Source organism: Paenibacillus sp. EZ-K15, assembly GCF_002573715.1.
Taxonomy (GTDB): Bacteria; Bacillota; Bacilli; order Paenibacillales; family Paenibacillaceae; genus Paenibacillus_AQ.
In genome coordinates this window covers 682,613-697,800 of sequence record NZ_PDHM01000016.1, presented here as the reverse complement: position 1 = coordinate 697,800, position 15,188 = coordinate 682,613, and the positions used below count along the sequence as shown (strand labels likewise).

General features: G+C 42.6%; 11 protein-coding genes and 1 other annotated feature. Of the genes, 3 read left to right on the top strand and 8 right to left on the bottom strand.

The genetic code is table 11. The features are described from left to right. Positions 1-27: 27 nt before the first annotated feature. From CRG97_RS15655 to CRG97_RS15645, 3 genes are all read left to right on the top strand, one after another. Positions 28-903, top strand: a complete 876-nt coding sequence (locus CRG97_RS15655) for an aldose 1-epimerase family protein (protein ID WP_098744605.1) — start codon at positions 28-30, stop codon at positions 901-903. Positions 904-1,335: 432 nt separating this feature from the next. Beyond that, positions 1,336-3,075, top strand: a complete 1,740-nt coding sequence (locus tag CRG97_RS15650) for an ABC-F family ATP-binding cassette domain-containing protein (RefSeq protein WP_098744602.1) — start codon at positions 1,336-1,338, stop codon at positions 3,073-3,075. A 322-nt stretch (positions 3,076-3,397) separates the two neighbouring features. Further along, positions 3,398-3,641, top strand: a binding site (T-box leader). 110 nt (positions 3,642-3,751) lie between these two features. After that, positions 3,752-5,614: an alanine--tRNA ligase gene (locus tag CRG97_RS15645; protein WP_161952941.1), complete on the top strand. Its 1,863-nt coding sequence runs from the start codon at positions 3,752-3,754 to the stop codon at positions 5,612-5,614. A 382-nt stretch (positions 5,615-5,996) separates the two neighbouring features. On the opposite strand, the gene xerS is transcribed toward CRG97_RS15645, so the two are convergent. The 8 genes from xerS to CRG97_RS15605 form a co-directional block, all read right to left on the bottom strand. Beyond that, a complete protein-coding gene (gene xerS, locus CRG97_RS15640; RefSeq protein ID WP_098744596.1) occupies positions 5,997-7,082 on the bottom strand; it encodes a tyrosine recombinase XerS in 1,086 nt (361 codons plus the stop codon). A gap of 96 nt (positions 7,083-7,178) precedes the next feature. Next, complete coding sequence (locus CRG97_RS33635; protein WP_237566417.1) at positions 7,179-7,289, bottom strand: sigma factor; 111 nt, start codon at positions 7,287-7,289, stop codon at positions 7,179-7,181. A gap of 235 nt (positions 7,290-7,524) precedes the next feature. Beyond that, positions 7,525-8,643, bottom strand: coding sequence for a glycerol dehydrogenase (locus CRG97_RS15630; RefSeq protein ID WP_481856194.1), 1,119 nt, complete (start codon positions 8,641-8,643; stop codon positions 7,525-7,527). Between the two features lie 377 nt (positions 8,644-9,020). Beyond that, positions 9,021-10,400 (bottom strand): extracellular solute-binding protein, encoded by a 1,380-nt coding sequence (locus tag CRG97_RS15625; protein ID WP_098744593.1) that lies wholly within the window; start codon positions 10,398-10,400, stop codon positions 9,021-9,023. Between the two features lie 39 nt (positions 10,401-10,439). Then, positions 10,440-11,309, bottom strand: coding sequence for a carbohydrate ABC transporter permease (locus tag CRG97_RS15620; protein ID WP_071220686.1), 870 nt, complete (start codon positions 11,307-11,309; stop codon positions 10,440-10,442). A 61-nt stretch (positions 11,310-11,370) separates the two neighbouring features. Next, a complete protein-coding gene (locus CRG97_RS15615; RefSeq protein WP_098744590.1) occupies positions 11,371-12,321 on the bottom strand; it encodes a carbohydrate ABC transporter permease in 951 nt (316 codons plus the stop codon). A 299-nt stretch (positions 12,322-12,620) separates the two neighbouring features. Continuing rightward, positions 12,621-14,294 (bottom strand): ribonuclease J, encoded by a 1,674-nt coding sequence (locus CRG97_RS15610; RefSeq protein WP_098744587.1) that lies wholly within the window; start codon positions 14,292-14,294, stop codon positions 12,621-12,623. Between the two features lie 209 nt (positions 14,295-14,503). After that, positions 14,504-15,187 (bottom strand): DUF554 domain-containing protein, encoded by a 684-nt coding sequence (locus CRG97_RS15605; protein WP_076323459.1) that lies wholly within the window; start codon positions 15,185-15,187, stop codon positions 14,504-14,506. Position 15,188: the final 1 nt, after the last annotated feature.

The window sequence follows — 15,188 nt, the reverse complement described above, 5'->3', positions numbered from 1 at the left end:
CTATAAGTATGAAGGGGGAGTACAACAATGAATAAAATTTTGCGCAGCAGCTCGGCGGAAGCTGAGATTAATACCCTTGGGGCGGAACTGATCAGCTTCAGAAAGCTGGATCCGGAAGCTGAATACATCTGGAGCGGTGACGCCACGTATTGGACAGGCCGTTCTCCGGTGCTGTTTCCCATTATTGGTGCGGCCCGGAACGGAGAGATTAAGGTGGACGGTAAAGCCTATAAGATCGGCAATCACGGATTCGCCAGACGCAGTGAATTTACGCTGGTCCAAGAAAGCGACACCCACGCGGTTTACCGCCTCTCTTATAATGAGAAAACCCTGGCCAGTTATCCTTATAAATTCAACCTATATATTACATATAAACTGAATGTAAGCACACTGGAACTTAGTTACCGGGTGGAAAATAGCGATGATCAGGATATCTCCTTCCAGCTCGGGACCCACCCGGCGTTCAATTGTCCGCTTGATGACAACGGTAGCCTGAGCGATTACTATCTGGAGTTCGCTGAATCGGAAAACCTTGAAAGGTTGTTCTTGAATTCAGACGGCCTGCTGATCAGCGGCAAATCGGAGCCCGTTCTGAAACAAGAGACCATCCTGCCGTTATCCCATGAAATGTTCGCCGAAGGCGCATTGATTTTCCGAAATGTGAGCTCTCGGCAGATTTCGCTTAGAAGCAAGCACACCGCCAAAAGCGTAGTTGTCACCTATAAGGGTTTTCCCGACCTCGGCATCTGGCAGCCTTTGAACGCTCCCTTCATATGCATCGAGCCTTGGCAAGGAGTAGCGGATATGGATGTCTTCGAAGGTGAACTTCAAGCTAAGGAGGGAATAATCACCCTGAAGCCGGGGGCGAATTTCACAAGCTCCCTGACCATAGAAATCAACTGACGATCCGAAGGGAGCTGCAGGGTTCTCAACTGGTTAAGCTCGGCTCCATACCATTGCAAAAAGCTTCAATCTATAGGAGAGGGCACTGAAGAACAAAGAAGACATTCAACCACATTTAGGAAGGATGTCTTCTTTTTTAGCTCTATTTTATTAAATTTATCCCTATGTTTTTCAATCTGTTCATTAATAATGTCGGGGGACAAGAACATGATGCGTAGGGTGGATCATTGTCATGATTTGTTTGATGTATTTTCATGGGATGGATAAACGGCCAACAAACCACCATTCTAAAGTAAGTATTAGAATATCGAAGTGAGAGTAAGGGGTAAAAATGAATTGTACTTGGTAGTAAAGAGTGTTACTCTAAAAGTCTGTGTTCGACAATACATTTAATAAATAGTCACCATTTTAGTTATAAAGAAAGGCACTACTATGATAAAAGTTGAAAACTTATCCTTCTCATTTCCACAAAAAGAACTATATAAAGACATTTCATTTACGTTAGAAGAGTCACAGCATTGCGCTTTTATTGGAACAAGTGGCAGTGGTAAAAGTACACTGATCGATATATTGATGGATCCAGAAAGATATTTGTTCGAAGGCAAGTTAGAGATAGATCCAACCTGCAAAATTGGATATGTAAGTCAGTTCTCCCAACTAGACAGAACTAAAGAAACAACTGTTTTTGAATATATCGGAGAAGAATTTATTAAGCTACAAAATGAAATAACATCTATTTGTAATGAAATGGAAACATCATCGGATATTGAGCCGTTACTCGAAAAGTATCAATTCGCTTTAGACGCATTTGATGCAATGGGCGGAGATAATTTTGAAAGTAACATTAATAAGAAGCTAAATCTAGCAAACCTTTTGAAGCTAAAAGATGTTAGGGTATCCGACCTGAGCGGCGGGGAATTCAAACTTATTCAAGTAATGAAGGAAATGCTTAATAGTCCAGACTTAATGATCATGGACGAACCGGATGTGTTTTTAGATTTTGAGAACCTAAATGCGCTTAAAAAACTTATTAATACTCACAAAGGCATACTGCTAGTTGTTACGCACAATCGATATCTATTGAATCATTGTTTCAACAAAATTATTCACCTTGAAAACACAGAGATCCAAGAGTTTGATGGGCGATATATTGAGTATAATTTCTCATTACTTCAGACAAAAATGGAGTTGCAAGAAATCGCAGTCGCTGAAGCTGAAGAAATTGAAAGATACGATAACATTATTGATAATCTTAGAGCTATCGCAACTATTAATTCAGATGCATCTAGAGGTAGAGCGTTAAAAGCTAGAGTTAGATTTCAAGAGAGATTGGAAGCTCGTAGAATTAAGGCACCATTTGTTGATATTAAGCAACCGAATATCAGTTTCGGTATTGAGAAAGAAATTGAAGACAGCATTGTTGTAAAAGTCAATAATTATAGTGTTGCCTTTGATGAACTGCTGTTAGAGAATGTGAACTTTGAGATAAAATCTACGGATAAAGTAGCCATTATTGGTCCAAACGGTACAGGGAAAACGACTTTACTCCGAGATATCTTCAACAATAATCATGATTCCATTGAAATAAATGATGATGTTAAAATGGCTTATTTATCTCAGAATCAAGGCGAAATGCTAAAGGATTCTAACACAATACTAGAGGAATTCATCGATGCCGGGTTTAAAACTTATGATGAAGTTAGATCGTATATTTCAAACTATGGATTTGAAGGCGAAATCGTTAATCAAAAGATTGAATCACTATCTGGTGGAGAAAAAAACACACTTCAATTGGCTAAAGTTTCTGCTAGTAATGCAAACATATTGCTTCTTGATGAACCGACAAGCCATTTAGACACATATTCACAAATTGCACTGGAAAAAGCCATTGAAGACTATAAAGGTGCAATTCTCATGATATCTCATGATTTCTATTCTGTTGTAAATGGTATGGATTATGTATTAATCATTGACAATAAGACGATTAGAAAAATGACTATGAAAAAATTCAAACAGATGATTTATGCTAGTCACTTTGATAAAGACTATTTAGAAGCGGAACAAAACAAAAAAGCAGTTGAAATGAAAATAGAATTGGCTTTAAAAGATACTAATTTTGAATTTGCAAAAGTATTGGTTGATGAGCTAGAAGAGCTAATTAAGTTGCTTTAAATTACAACTTTCTGATTGAAATGATTACAAGAAAGTGAAGTCAGTTACAGCAGCGAATAGGGCTAAAGTGATGTAGTCTGAGTTCAACGATGAAACATGATGCTGGTGAATTAAAAGACACTGATGAATAGAATATCAGTGTCTTTTTACTACATTGATTTCTTGTAGCCCTTGCTTATAATTGGGGGATGGAGATCTCTTTAACAAGCAATAACCTTCACAGATAAGGGCAGATTAACTAATTTCTACCCTTTTCAGAATTTAACAAAAATGTTAATTGACGGAGCAAGTTGAGTGTGATACCATTGGTTAAACTTAAAACGAAAAGGCTATGATGAGAAATAGTAGGTATTAGGGATCTCACAGAGAGAAGATGGTTGGTGCGAATCTTCATTGATCTAATAGTGAAGCAGTCTCGGAGCTGTGAACCGAACAGAGGAATCTTAGTAGGCTTCAACGGAGTTCCACCGTTATTCAGGAAACAATATCTGAGATATCCCGTATTGATAGAGTGCAGAGAAATCTGAAATTAGGTGGTAACACGGACATAATAGTTCGCCCTAAGTTGACAAGAAATATGTCAGCTCAGGGCTTTTTTTGTTTTATTTCTTCTCGTTTGATTATTTGCAAAATAATTTTCCGAGAATAAATAATAATTGAAATGGAGGTATTGAGCATGGTGAAAATGACACCAGATGAGTTAAGAAAATCATATATTGATTTTATGAAAGGAATAGGGGCTAGCCAAGTGCCCTCTTCCAGCTTGTTACCAGAAAATGATCCCTCAACGTTGTTTACAGGAAGTGGAATGCAACCTATGGTTCCATATTTATTGGGGGAAAAGCATCCGATAGGTAATGAGATTGCTAATATTCAGAAGTGTTTAAGAACAGTGGATATTGATGAAGTAGGAGATACGTCGCATCTGACATTTTTTGAAATGATAGGTCGATGGGAGTTTAAAGCAAATGAAAATAACTATAAGAAAAAGCAAATCGATGCCATTTGGAATTGGCATATTATCGAATTAGGAATTGATCCTGGCAGGCTGTATATCAGTGCTTTTATAGGAAGTGATGATTTGAATATACAGAAAGATACGGAAGCCATTCAAATCTGGTCAGAAAAATTTAAATCAGTTGGTATAGAACCTATCATTGAAGATGATCCCTATCAATATGGGGCATCTAGAGGTGGAAGAATATTCTTATACGATGAAAAAGAAAATTGGTGGAGTCGAGCCGGAAGTCCATTGGATATGCCTGTTGGTGAACCGGGTGGGCCTGATAGTGAAATGTTCTATGATCTTGAACCAGGCGGTGATTCACTGGATCATCCTGCTTCTGTAAGCGAGAGGTTTTTAGAAATCGGGAACAACGTATTTATGTGTTACAAAAAAGAAGAGACAGGATTTGTAAAAATGCAAAATCCCAATATTGATTATGGAGGCGGATTAGAAAGGGTTGCAACAGCCCTTAATGGTGACAAGGATATTTATAATACGGCTTTCTTCCTTAATCCCAAGAAAAAATTGATGGAGTTAAGTGGTAAACCATATACTGACGATTTAAAGTCGTTTAGAATCATACTTGATCATGTGAGAGCGGCTACTTTTCTAATTAATGATGGTGCGGAGCCAGCTAATAGTGATGCAGGGTATATAACAAGAAGGTTATTAAGAAGGGCGATTCGTGCTGGTAAAAAAATAGGTATACAAGGAAGTTTTGTGGGTGAGTTGTCTGAAGTTTATATAGATGAAGCAACAGCTTATGAAGATTTGATCGGTAATAAAAAGAAAGTTATCGAAATAGTAAATAAGGAAGAAAATCTTTTCTATAGAACTTTACAGCAAGGAGAATTTGAAATACAAAAACATCTTAAGAATAAGGGTAAAGTTACAGGTGCAGATGCCTTTTATTTTTACGAAACATATGGGTTTCCCTTGGAGTTGACGGAAGAGTTTCTAACTGAAAGTGGATATAGCATGGAAGACAAGGCGTCTTATATAGAGGCGGCAAAGAAACATGCTGAAAAGAGCAGAACTGCTTCTGCGGGTAAATTTAAAGGTGGATTAGCTGAACATTCAACAGAAACAACAGCGCTGCACACGGTATCTCATTTATTACTTGCTGGTTTAAGGGAAGTTTTAGGTGATCATGTTCATCAACAAGGAAGTAATATTACTTCAGAACGATTACGGTTTGACTTCAACCATGATGAAAAACTTACGCCAGAGCAAATAGCTGAGGTGGAAAAGTATGTGAATGATGCGATTTCATCAAAAGCAGTTACCTATATTTCAGAGATGCCTAAAAATGAAGCGAAAGAAAGTAATGTTGAAGGGAATTTTTGGGATAAATATCCGGATATCGTTAAGGTGTATACAATCAAAGATAACGAAGGGAAAGTTTGGAGTCGAGAAGTATGTGGAGGACCTCATGTAGAAGATACAACAAACTTAGGAAAGTTCAGTATTAAAAAAGAACAATCTTCTGCTGCTGGAGTTAGAAGGATTAAAGGAGTGATTTTAAAGGAGTAATTAAAAAATATTTCCAGAACGCGGAACAATAGCTGATGTTTTAGGATTGCAATTTGTAACAACGTTATGAGTTGCCGGGAATCCAGGATGAATGATAAATCCGGCAATCGAAGAGGGTTTGACATCGCTTGGCCTTTCCGTTGGCGATACCGGAGCACAGTATTCAAAGAAAAAGCAATTCGGATTTAATCCGAATTGCTTTTTTACTGCAAGAAAGGGGAACTTATAAAAAAACAGAACGAAAATCGAGCTATATGGTGTATGACACTAGAACGCAGAATCAAAATTTTCATTACTCTGAGTTCGTGATACATATGTACAAAATACGAGTTTTGTGTAAAAGTGTTAAAGAAACGACCGTGCAACGGCCATTTTTGCATCATCAATCGTATAATTTCATCTTATCCATATTATTGACGGCTTTTCTCATCTCTTCATCTGTTAAATGCGTGTAAATCATCGTTGTCTGAATCGACGAATGTCCCAGCTGATTCTTCAGCTTCGGCACGTCGTTGTTCTCACGATGATAACGTGTTGCAAATGAGTGTCTCAAGGAATGCACCGTCAATGCCGGCTTACCAAACGCTGCAGCGTATTTTTCAATCAGCTTTTCGATCGACCTTGGCGTCAACCGCCGGCTTTGGCCTTTGCGTCCGATCGGCGCTGCTATAAACAGGTAATTTTCCGATTTTTCCGGTTTATACCTAGCTTCACGGATCTTCAAATAGCTCTCCAGGTCCAACAATGCTTGCTGGCTAAAGTATACATATTGTTCTTTATTGCCTTTACGCAGCACACGCACTAGGCCTTTGTTCATATCCAAATCCTCGATGTTAATTCCCGCTACTTCGGATAAACGCAGTCCGGAGCCGAGAATTAGCGAAACGATCGCCGTATCCCGTTCCCGGTTAAATTCATGAAAGCGCTGTAAACGTTTATTGGTTTTATGGAGTTCCCCAAAATCATGAGCCACAAACTGACGGAACTTCTCGAGATCGTCTTCCCGCAAAATTTTGCCTTCAATTCGATAAGCGATCGTTTCCTGGCTTTCTTTAATTGGATTAAAGTCGATTTTGGCCATGACATTACGCTGAATATATGGCTTAAGATCAGTAGTTTCGGCCTTGTTTTGAAGATAATCAAACAGCGATTTTAATGCAGACAACTTCCGGTTGATCGTATATTTGTTGTTATCCAATTGATATTCCAAATAATACAGAAAATTTTCGACTTCACGGACGGTCAGCGATTCGAGTACGGACATTTCAATGTTTTTGCGATCATGGATGTTCGATTTAACTGATACAAGCCAATCAAAAAAGATGAGGTAATCGTGACAGTAGTTCAGCAGCGTCGTATGCGACAGTTTGCGTTTTCGGCCATCGATGTATTCGGTCACGTACCACGGGAGCTCAGCACTCTTGGCTTCCACGCGTTTCATATAATGCAGCTTTGCAATTTTATCCACTTATTGCCAACCCCCCCTTGTTTCCAGAGTAACTTATTTATAATTATTCGTCAAATTATTATTTTACGTAATTATTTTGTGTGGTATTCCAGTATCCTAACGCATCAGCCATGTTTTGAGATATTCCACCCGCTCCCAGCCGGAGGCTAACGCCTTTATAAATACTTCTTGACATACATCCTCGGCATCCGACGCATTGTGCAGCATATAGTAACAGGTTCTATTTTACGTTTTTGTTATACCGTTCAAAAAACTCCCTGTCCGTCAAGCAGGCTCTCCACCTTTCTAGTACTCTACTATATTAAGTTAACAACTCAGAGAAAAAAAGGTTCATTTCCTATCTTCATAGTTTACATTGTAAATATAAAACAGCCAGTCATCCGATTCATTCCGGCTGGCTGGCTGTTATGATTTTAGCTTACTATCTCTGATTCCTGCCTTGTTAATTATAATAATGTTCTGCCAATGCATTTGCAGCAATGATGGCCTGGTATACATCTTCAGGCGTTACCGGGTGCGGCATATTGCCCATCGTGTCTCCTTCGGCACACGCATCTTCTGCTACTTTTCGCCATTCCTCCTCTTTGAATTCATCCAGACCTAGGTCTTTTAAGGTTAACGGCAGCCCTACATCCTTGATAAAACGGATAACCGTTTCGATTTCCTCTCGTGGGGCACTTTCGAGAACAAGCTGCGTTAATAAACCAAAGACCACTTTTTCGCCATGCTGCGCATGATGCAGCGATGGAACGGCCGTCATTCCATTATGGATTGCGTGGGCAGCGGCCAAGCCGCCGGATTCGGCGCCAACACCGCTTAAATAAATCGTGGCTTCAATTGTTTTTTCAACGGCCGGGGTCGAGACGTTCTGATCTACGGCGATTTTAGCCTGCAGGCCATATTCTAGAATGGTGTCATAGCACATTTTTGCAATACCTAATCCGGCTAGGGATGGCTTTAAATTCACTAAATTATCCCCATTTTTCTGATAACATGCCCGCGCTTCAAAATAAGTCGCAAGAGCATCCCCTATCCCCGCAACAAAAAACCGTGTCGGTGCGCTTACCAAAATATTGGGATCTGCCAGCACAATGTCAGGATTTGTCGGCAGAAACAGGTAACGGTCAAATGAACCGTCTGCATTGTAAATGACGGAAAGTGCAGTACACGGCGCATCTGTTGAAGCAATAGTCGGGAAAATCGCAACAGGCAGATGTGTGTAATATGCGGTAGCCTTAGCTGTATCCAATGTTTTCCCGCCGCCAATACCCACTATGATATTGGCACCTGATTTTTGTACCGCTTCGCGGTGTCTGTCGATTTCATCTTGAGTGATTTGATAGTTGAATTTTACAAATTCGCTTTGATGTCCGGCCTCTTCAAAAGATTTGCCGGCTTCCCTACGCGCACGATCCAAAATAAATTCATCGCAAATAACATACGCATGGTCACCATAAGTACCGGTATAGGTAGCTAATTCCTTTAGTAAATAGTGCCCCACGATAAATCTCTTTGGCGATGTAATTGATTTCACATATTTTCCCAAAATATCACGCTCCATTGGATTTCAATTTCCTTGCTATTATCTATTGATAATGAAATTTTTATTCGATTTAAAAACCTGTCCCTTTTTTAGCCATAAAAATATCCCCTCCAAGTTCGCTCGATTCTCATGTAAACATGAGGTTTTTTCGAGTGTACTTAGAGGGGATCATACAACTATATAGGTGGTTTTTATCCGGGCATTACTGGGACAATGCACGTTTTACATCATATTGGAATATATTGTGTTGTTTGACTCATATAATCATCATGATTAGGCCCGTCTCTGCAGGGATAGGGATTTCTTAGATTATTACAGTCTTTTCAGTGGGGCAAACCCGCGATACGTCACGTTTCAACCACGCCCATGCGCACCCAGTGCAGTCCCCTCCTGATTTACTTCAGATTTGCCGACCATTTCTCAGCACGTGCCTGCAGATCATCCAGAAACTTCTGAATATCCGGAGCATTTCCGGATGCAGCCTGGCTAATGAATCCGTTAATAGCTGGAGCGATATCGCTCATATAAAACGGATTGGCTTCATCCATGAGCTCCGAGTGACCAACATCTGCGATTTCGAGTGCTTTTTTCACAAACTTATCTTCCGGCGTTACAAAATCAGCGTTTTTAAGTGTTGGGGTACTGGAGAAGTTCTCATACATATACTTTTGCGTCATGTAGCTGGTCAAAAACTTTAATACTTCCCATGATGCATCCACATCTTTAGCATTCTTCGCCATGATGAACGGGTCAACCGCAACCCAGCCTTCGCCTTTAGGCCCCATGTTCAGCACAGGCTCATAACGGTCCAGCAGCTCTTTGTTTTGCTTCGACCGGTATTCACTCATCGTTGAGCCGCCGGTGGAATCGAGGGCAATAGCGATATTGTTCTTCTCCAGTCCGAAATTCTCAGCTCCCTGGGCATTCACGAAACCAGCTGGCGGCAGCTGTGCGGCTTCTTTCAGCCATTCCAGCACTTTGACCATTTCCGGTGAATTCAGGTGCCATTTAATGCTCTTGATATCCTTCAACGATCCTTCCGCTCCTTTGGCGCCATAAGCAAGGGTTAACGCAACAAAGGTAGATCCGTTTAATGAGTTGCCGCTCCAATACAGACCGAAATTGTCTTCTCCGGTTTTCGGGTTTTTGCCGGTCATTTGCTTGGCTTTCTCCAGAATTTCATCCGGTCCTGGCTGTGCCGAGAGTGTTTCAACGCCCCAGTCTTCAAATAGCTTCTTATCATAAATCGTCATCCGGCGGCCAAGAACGGCAGGAATCCCAAACTGCTTGCTTCCGTCGGGCGACTTGGTGCTATAGGAGTTATTCATAATGCCTTCCAGATAGATGCTTGGGTCAAACGTAGTGTCCTTTTCGATGAAGTCGTCCAGGTCACGCAGCAGCCCTTCCTGGTACCATTGTGATGCAAAGGCTCCACCGGTATACAAGATATCCGCATCGCCGGAGAGCAGCATGGCCGTTTGTTTGGCTTTTACGTTCTCCCAGGGGATTTGATAAACCTCCAGTTTGATGTTCGGATACATTTTTTTGAACGTTTTATCTAAATACTCGTTGAGTCCGATGGTCGGGTTGCCTGTCAGTGCATCGATCCCGTTATCCAGCTGCCAGCCTGCCAGTGCAACGCGAACCGTACCTTCCATGTCCGATACTTTTTCAATCTTAACGCCGCCTGTCACATCTTTTCCCGAACTGCCTGAACAAGCGGCCAATGTAAATACCAGCACGAATGACAGAATAAGCAGCACAGCTTTTTTCATACGCAAACACCCCCACATAAATTTAGCTTCCATTCTGAATTACTGCTTGATACCGGATAGCGCAATGCTCTCGATGATATAACGCTGCAGGAACATATAAACGACGATAACCGGAATGAGGCTCGTAGTCGTTGCTGCCATAATGATCGATGGCTGCTGATTGATTCCGTTGTTATACGTAAACATGGCCAATCCAATCTGGATCGTGTACTTGGCAGCCGATTTCAAGATCAGCAGCGGCCACAGCATATCATTCCATACGCCTAAGAACAGCAGAATGACCATGGTTGCGATAATGGGCGTACACAGCGGCAGATATACCCGGCTGAATACGGTGATCTCCTTGGCGCCATCCAGAACCGCAGCTTCCCTTAAACTGCTGGGTAATTGATCAAAGAAGGCTTTAGCTAAAAAAGTACCGAACGCATAGTTCATGGCCGGCAAATAAAAAGCCAGGTAGTTATCGACCAGTCCGAGTTTACTGAACAGCAAATACTGCGGAATCATCGTCATTTCAAACGGAATCATCATCGTGCTTAGCGCTAGCAGCAAGACGAAGTTTGCTCCTTTGAAGCGGAGCTTGGATAAGGCATAACCGGATAATAGTGCGGACAATGAGCTGATGATAATGACCCCTGCACTTACAAGCGTGGAGTTGCCGATATATCGAAACATATTAATGTTGGTGAAAGCGGCTTCATATGTTCGGATCGAAGGCTCCTCCGGCCATATTTTCGGCGGGAATGAAATATTTAATCGTGCAGCCCAATCGAAGCTCGTTACGAGCATCCATAAGAATGGCACAATCATGATGAATGAACCTACCAACAGAACCAGCGTTAGTATCAGCTGTTGAAGTGTGATTCGTTTACGGCGCACAGGCTCCTTGGGCAAGGCTGAACTGCTCATAGTTACCCTCCTGTCTTCTGGAATAAGGTTCCCCTACGGACCCGAAAAATGGATAGTGACATTAGTCCAAACTGTCTTTGCGGCGGTTGAGCAGCATGAGGAACACGGTTAAGATGAGTATGATGACGAATAACAGATAGGATACGGCCGTAGCCAGCCCCATCTGCGAAGAGAGGAACGCATTTCGGTAAATATACAGCACCACGGTCATCAAGCTTCCCCCAGGATTACCTGCGGTTCCGCCGATTAACCATACATCCGTAAACCGTTTCATTCCGCCGATGGTTCCCATGATGAGCATGAACACAAAGATTGGACGCAAGTATGGGATTGTAATGTACCACCATTTCCGGTAGGTGCCAGCCCCATCCACCTCTGCAGCTTCATAGAGATCCCGAGGGACGCTTTGCAAACCAGCCAGAAAAATAATCGTGTTATACCCAAGCGCACCCCACAAGCTCATGAGCACGATACTGTAACGCGCGACTTCCGGGTTCGTGAACCAGCCGACAGGATCGATACCAAACAAACCAATTACAAAGTTGATCAGCCCTTCCTTGGACGGAAAAAACAAGAAGGAGAACAACAGGCTTGTAGCAACGCCGGACACGACATTGGGAAGGAAATATACGGCTTTGAAAAAATTGCGTCCCAGATGCCATTTCAGATTATTAATCAGGCTCGCCAGAATAAACGACAGTGCAATTCCAAGCAGTACAGACCAAATCCCCATGACAAACGTATTTGTAAGCGCTTGCCAAAATAAGGAGTCTTCTAATGCGTAACGGTAGTTGCTCAGGCCCACCCAAGTGCCGGATAGATTGAGCCCGGATGTCTGATGAAAACTCATAAACAGTGCGGCGAACATGGGATAGATGGCAAATACGATGACGCCGATAATCAGAGGGGCGCTGAATAGATAACCCATCCAGTCATTGCGCGTAAATCTGAACTTTCGTTTGGCCCATTTCCCATGCTCCGCAGTCCATTTCCCTTCTGGGGTGGATGACAAACCGATCCTCCTCCTTTCGTTAATAACCGGACCCATTCCGGTAATCGGACAAGACGTTCATGTCCATTCTGTAAATGGTTATGTGGACGAATCCGGATTATGTGTTATTCTTTTTTTCACAGACGTGAATGGAAGAACAACATTTTCTGCGATTGCTTATCGGTAGTGTATGCAGCTGCCCACATCCGGGTGTATGCCTAGATCGAACCATGCTTCGAAAATCCTGAGCCGTTTAGAACCTGTACTGAAAAAAAGCACAACCTATTATTTAGGCTGTGCTTTTAATATTTTCGAAAGGCTTATACTTCGATAATGATTGGCAGAATCATCGGCCTTCTCTTTGTCTCGCTGTATATGAATTTGCCGACATGATCTTTCAAGGTCTGCTTGATCAGATTCCATTGGGTGGACCCGGTTTCCGTTAAATCCTTCATGGAAGACATGACGATATCGTGGATTTGATTCATGAATTCCTCGGAATCTTTCACGAAGATGAAACCTCTGGATATGAGCTCGGGTTTGGCCACCATCTGCTTCTCCGTTTTGCTGAGCGTGGTTACGATAATGAGCATCCCGTCGGAGGATAGCTGCCTGCGGTCCCGCAAAACGATATTGCCTACGTTTCCGATCATCAATCCGTCAACCAGGCTGTTGCCTGAAGGGATTTTTGAACCCAAGGATGCCATACCCTGCTGGATTTGTATCGTATCACCATTCTGAATAATGAATACATTTTCATTGGGGATCCCCACGGAGTCCGCCAGCTGACGATGCTGATACAGCATTCGGAATTCACCATGAACCGGAATCAAATAGTCCGGTTTCATCAAGGTGAGCATTAATTTCAATTCTTCTTGGCTGCCATGCCCAGATACGTGCATCCCTGAAGCTGAACCGGACCCATAGATGACCTGGGCACCCAGCACATACAAATTATCGATCACATGAGCAAGGTTCCGTTCATTTCCGGGTATGGCTCCTGCAGCAATGATGACGGTATCGCCAGGCAAAATCTCGATATGGGGATGCTTCGAGTTAGCTAATCGAGATAATGCTGCCATAGGCTCGCCTTGACTCCCCGTGCATAACACGGCGATTTTGTCCGGTGGATACCGCTCGCTGTCGCCTGCATCAATCAGTAAGTCATCGGGGATGTTTAAATAGCCATGCTCCTTGGAAACGGTAACGACATTGACCATGCTGCGGCCGAGCAGAATCAGTTTTCGCCCTGTTTCAGCGGCAGCATCGATGATCTGTTGAACGCGGTTCACGTTGGAAGCAAACGTAGAGATGAATACCTGCTGTTTTGCTTGGGCGAATGCTTCCAGGATATGTCCACCAACCAGACGTTCCGAAGGCGTAAATCCCGGTCTCTCGGCGTTTGTGCTTTCGGACAATAACACCTTAACCCCCTGCTTGCCGATATCAGCCATTCGATGCAGATCCGGATAAGGCCCTTTTACAGGAGACATGTCAAATTTAAAATCCCCCGTATGAACAACATTGCCTTCCGGGGTCTGAAAGACAATACCCACGCAGTCCGGAATGCTGTGGCTGGTCGAGAAAAAAGAGGCATGGATGGCGCCCGCTTCAATGGTGGAATTTGCATCGATCGTGTGAAGCTCGGAATCACGCAGAATGCGATGCTCTTTCAGCTTGATTTTAATCAGCTCAATCGTGAGTTTCGTCCCATACACAGGAATCGGGAGTTGCTTCAGTAAATAGGGTATCCCTCCGATATGGTCCTCATGTCCATGGGTGACAATAAGAGCTCTGACTTTATCTGCATGGTCCAGCAAATAGGTGAAGTCAGGCACAATCAAATCGATGCCGGGCAGGTTTTCGTCAGGAAATTTGGAGCCGCAATCAATGACCACGATATCTTGATCGTACTGAATGAAGTACATGTTTTTTCCAATTTCATTAACGCCGCCTAGCGCTGCGACCAGCAGTTTATCTTCAGCTATATTCATAACGATGAAGCCTCCTTCTTTCTATCCACCTAGTCCAATTCCTAGATGCTGTCGGTCTCCTATATTATTGAAATTGTCACAAAACTTATGCACCAAGGTAAACAATGGCTCATTCAACGTGCAAGGTATAGAATAACAGCAAAAAACCCGCCTACAGCTGGCGGGTTATCCTTGTATGCAGATATGTTCGTATGAATCCCTGCTTCATGTTAAAAGCCGAGCAGATTTTTAACCGTAATGAATACGACTGGGACCAACAGCGCTGGCGTAAGATTCATGGTTTTGAAGTTCCGAATGCCCAAAATGTTTAAGCCTGAAGCAAAAATTAAAATGGCGCCAATAATGGATATTTCGGTTAACAGCTCCGTCGTGATAAAGCTAGAGGCTGCACCGGCCATAACGTACAATAACCCTTGCCAACAAAATGTGGCCACGGCTGATAGAACGATACCTATGCCAAAGGTTGAAGCCAGTACGATCGACGTCACGCCATCCAGGATGGCATTGGTGAACAGATAGGTATGATTATTGTTCAAAGCACTCTCGATCGGTCCGATAATAGAAAGTGTTCCAATACAGAACAACAGAATGGCCGTAGTTAGTCCTTCAGCCAAATTTCCCTTGGTAAACCTCGAGACCGCTTTTTTAAATCCCTGCTCCAGATTCAGTTTCTCCCCGATCAGCCCGCCTATGGCAAGACTTACGATGAATAAGACGGGATAATGGCTCTCCGGCATATACTTCACGATCGAATGCACACCAAGTGCCATGACGGCCAAACCCATCGCCTGCATCAGGATGTCCTGATAGGCTTCGCTCATCCCCTTTTTAAATACATTTCCAATCGTGCTGCCTACAACAATGGTTGTTACGTTTACAATGGTTCCTATCACA

Bases quoted from the DNA above. Each gene is read 5' to 3' on its own strand.
- CRG97_RS15630 (WP_481856194.1), bottom strand. From the start codon at position 8,643: ATGGAGCGTGATATTTTGGGAAAATATGTGAAATCAATTACATCGCCA.
- CRG97_RS15620 (WP_071220686.1), bottom strand. From the start codon at position 11,309: ATGAGCAGTTCAGCCTTGCCCAAGGAGCCTGTGCGCCGTAAACGAATC.
- CRG97_RS33635 (WP_237566417.1), bottom strand. From the start codon at position 7,289: ATGCTGCACAATGCGTCGGATGCCGAGGATGTATGTCAAGAAGTATTT.
- CRG97_RS15610 (WP_098744587.1), bottom strand. From the start codon at position 14,294: ATGAATATAGCTGAAGATAAACTGCTGGTCGCAGCGCTAGGCGGCGTT.
- CRG97_RS15650 (WP_098744602.1), top strand. From the start codon at position 1,336: ATGATAAAAGTTGAAAACTTATCCTTCTCATTTCCACAAAAAGAACTA.
- CRG97_RS15625 (WP_098744593.1), bottom strand. From the start codon at position 10,400: ATGAAAAAAGCTGTGCTGCTTATTCTGTCATTCGTGCTGGTATTTACA.
- CRG97_RS15655 (WP_098744605.1), top strand. From the start codon at position 28: ATGAATAAAATTTTGCGCAGCAGCTCGGCGGAAGCTGAGATTAATACC.
- CRG97_RS15645 (WP_161952941.1), top strand. From the start codon at position 3,752: ATGGTGAAAATGACACCAGATGAGTTAAGAAAATCATATATTGATTTT.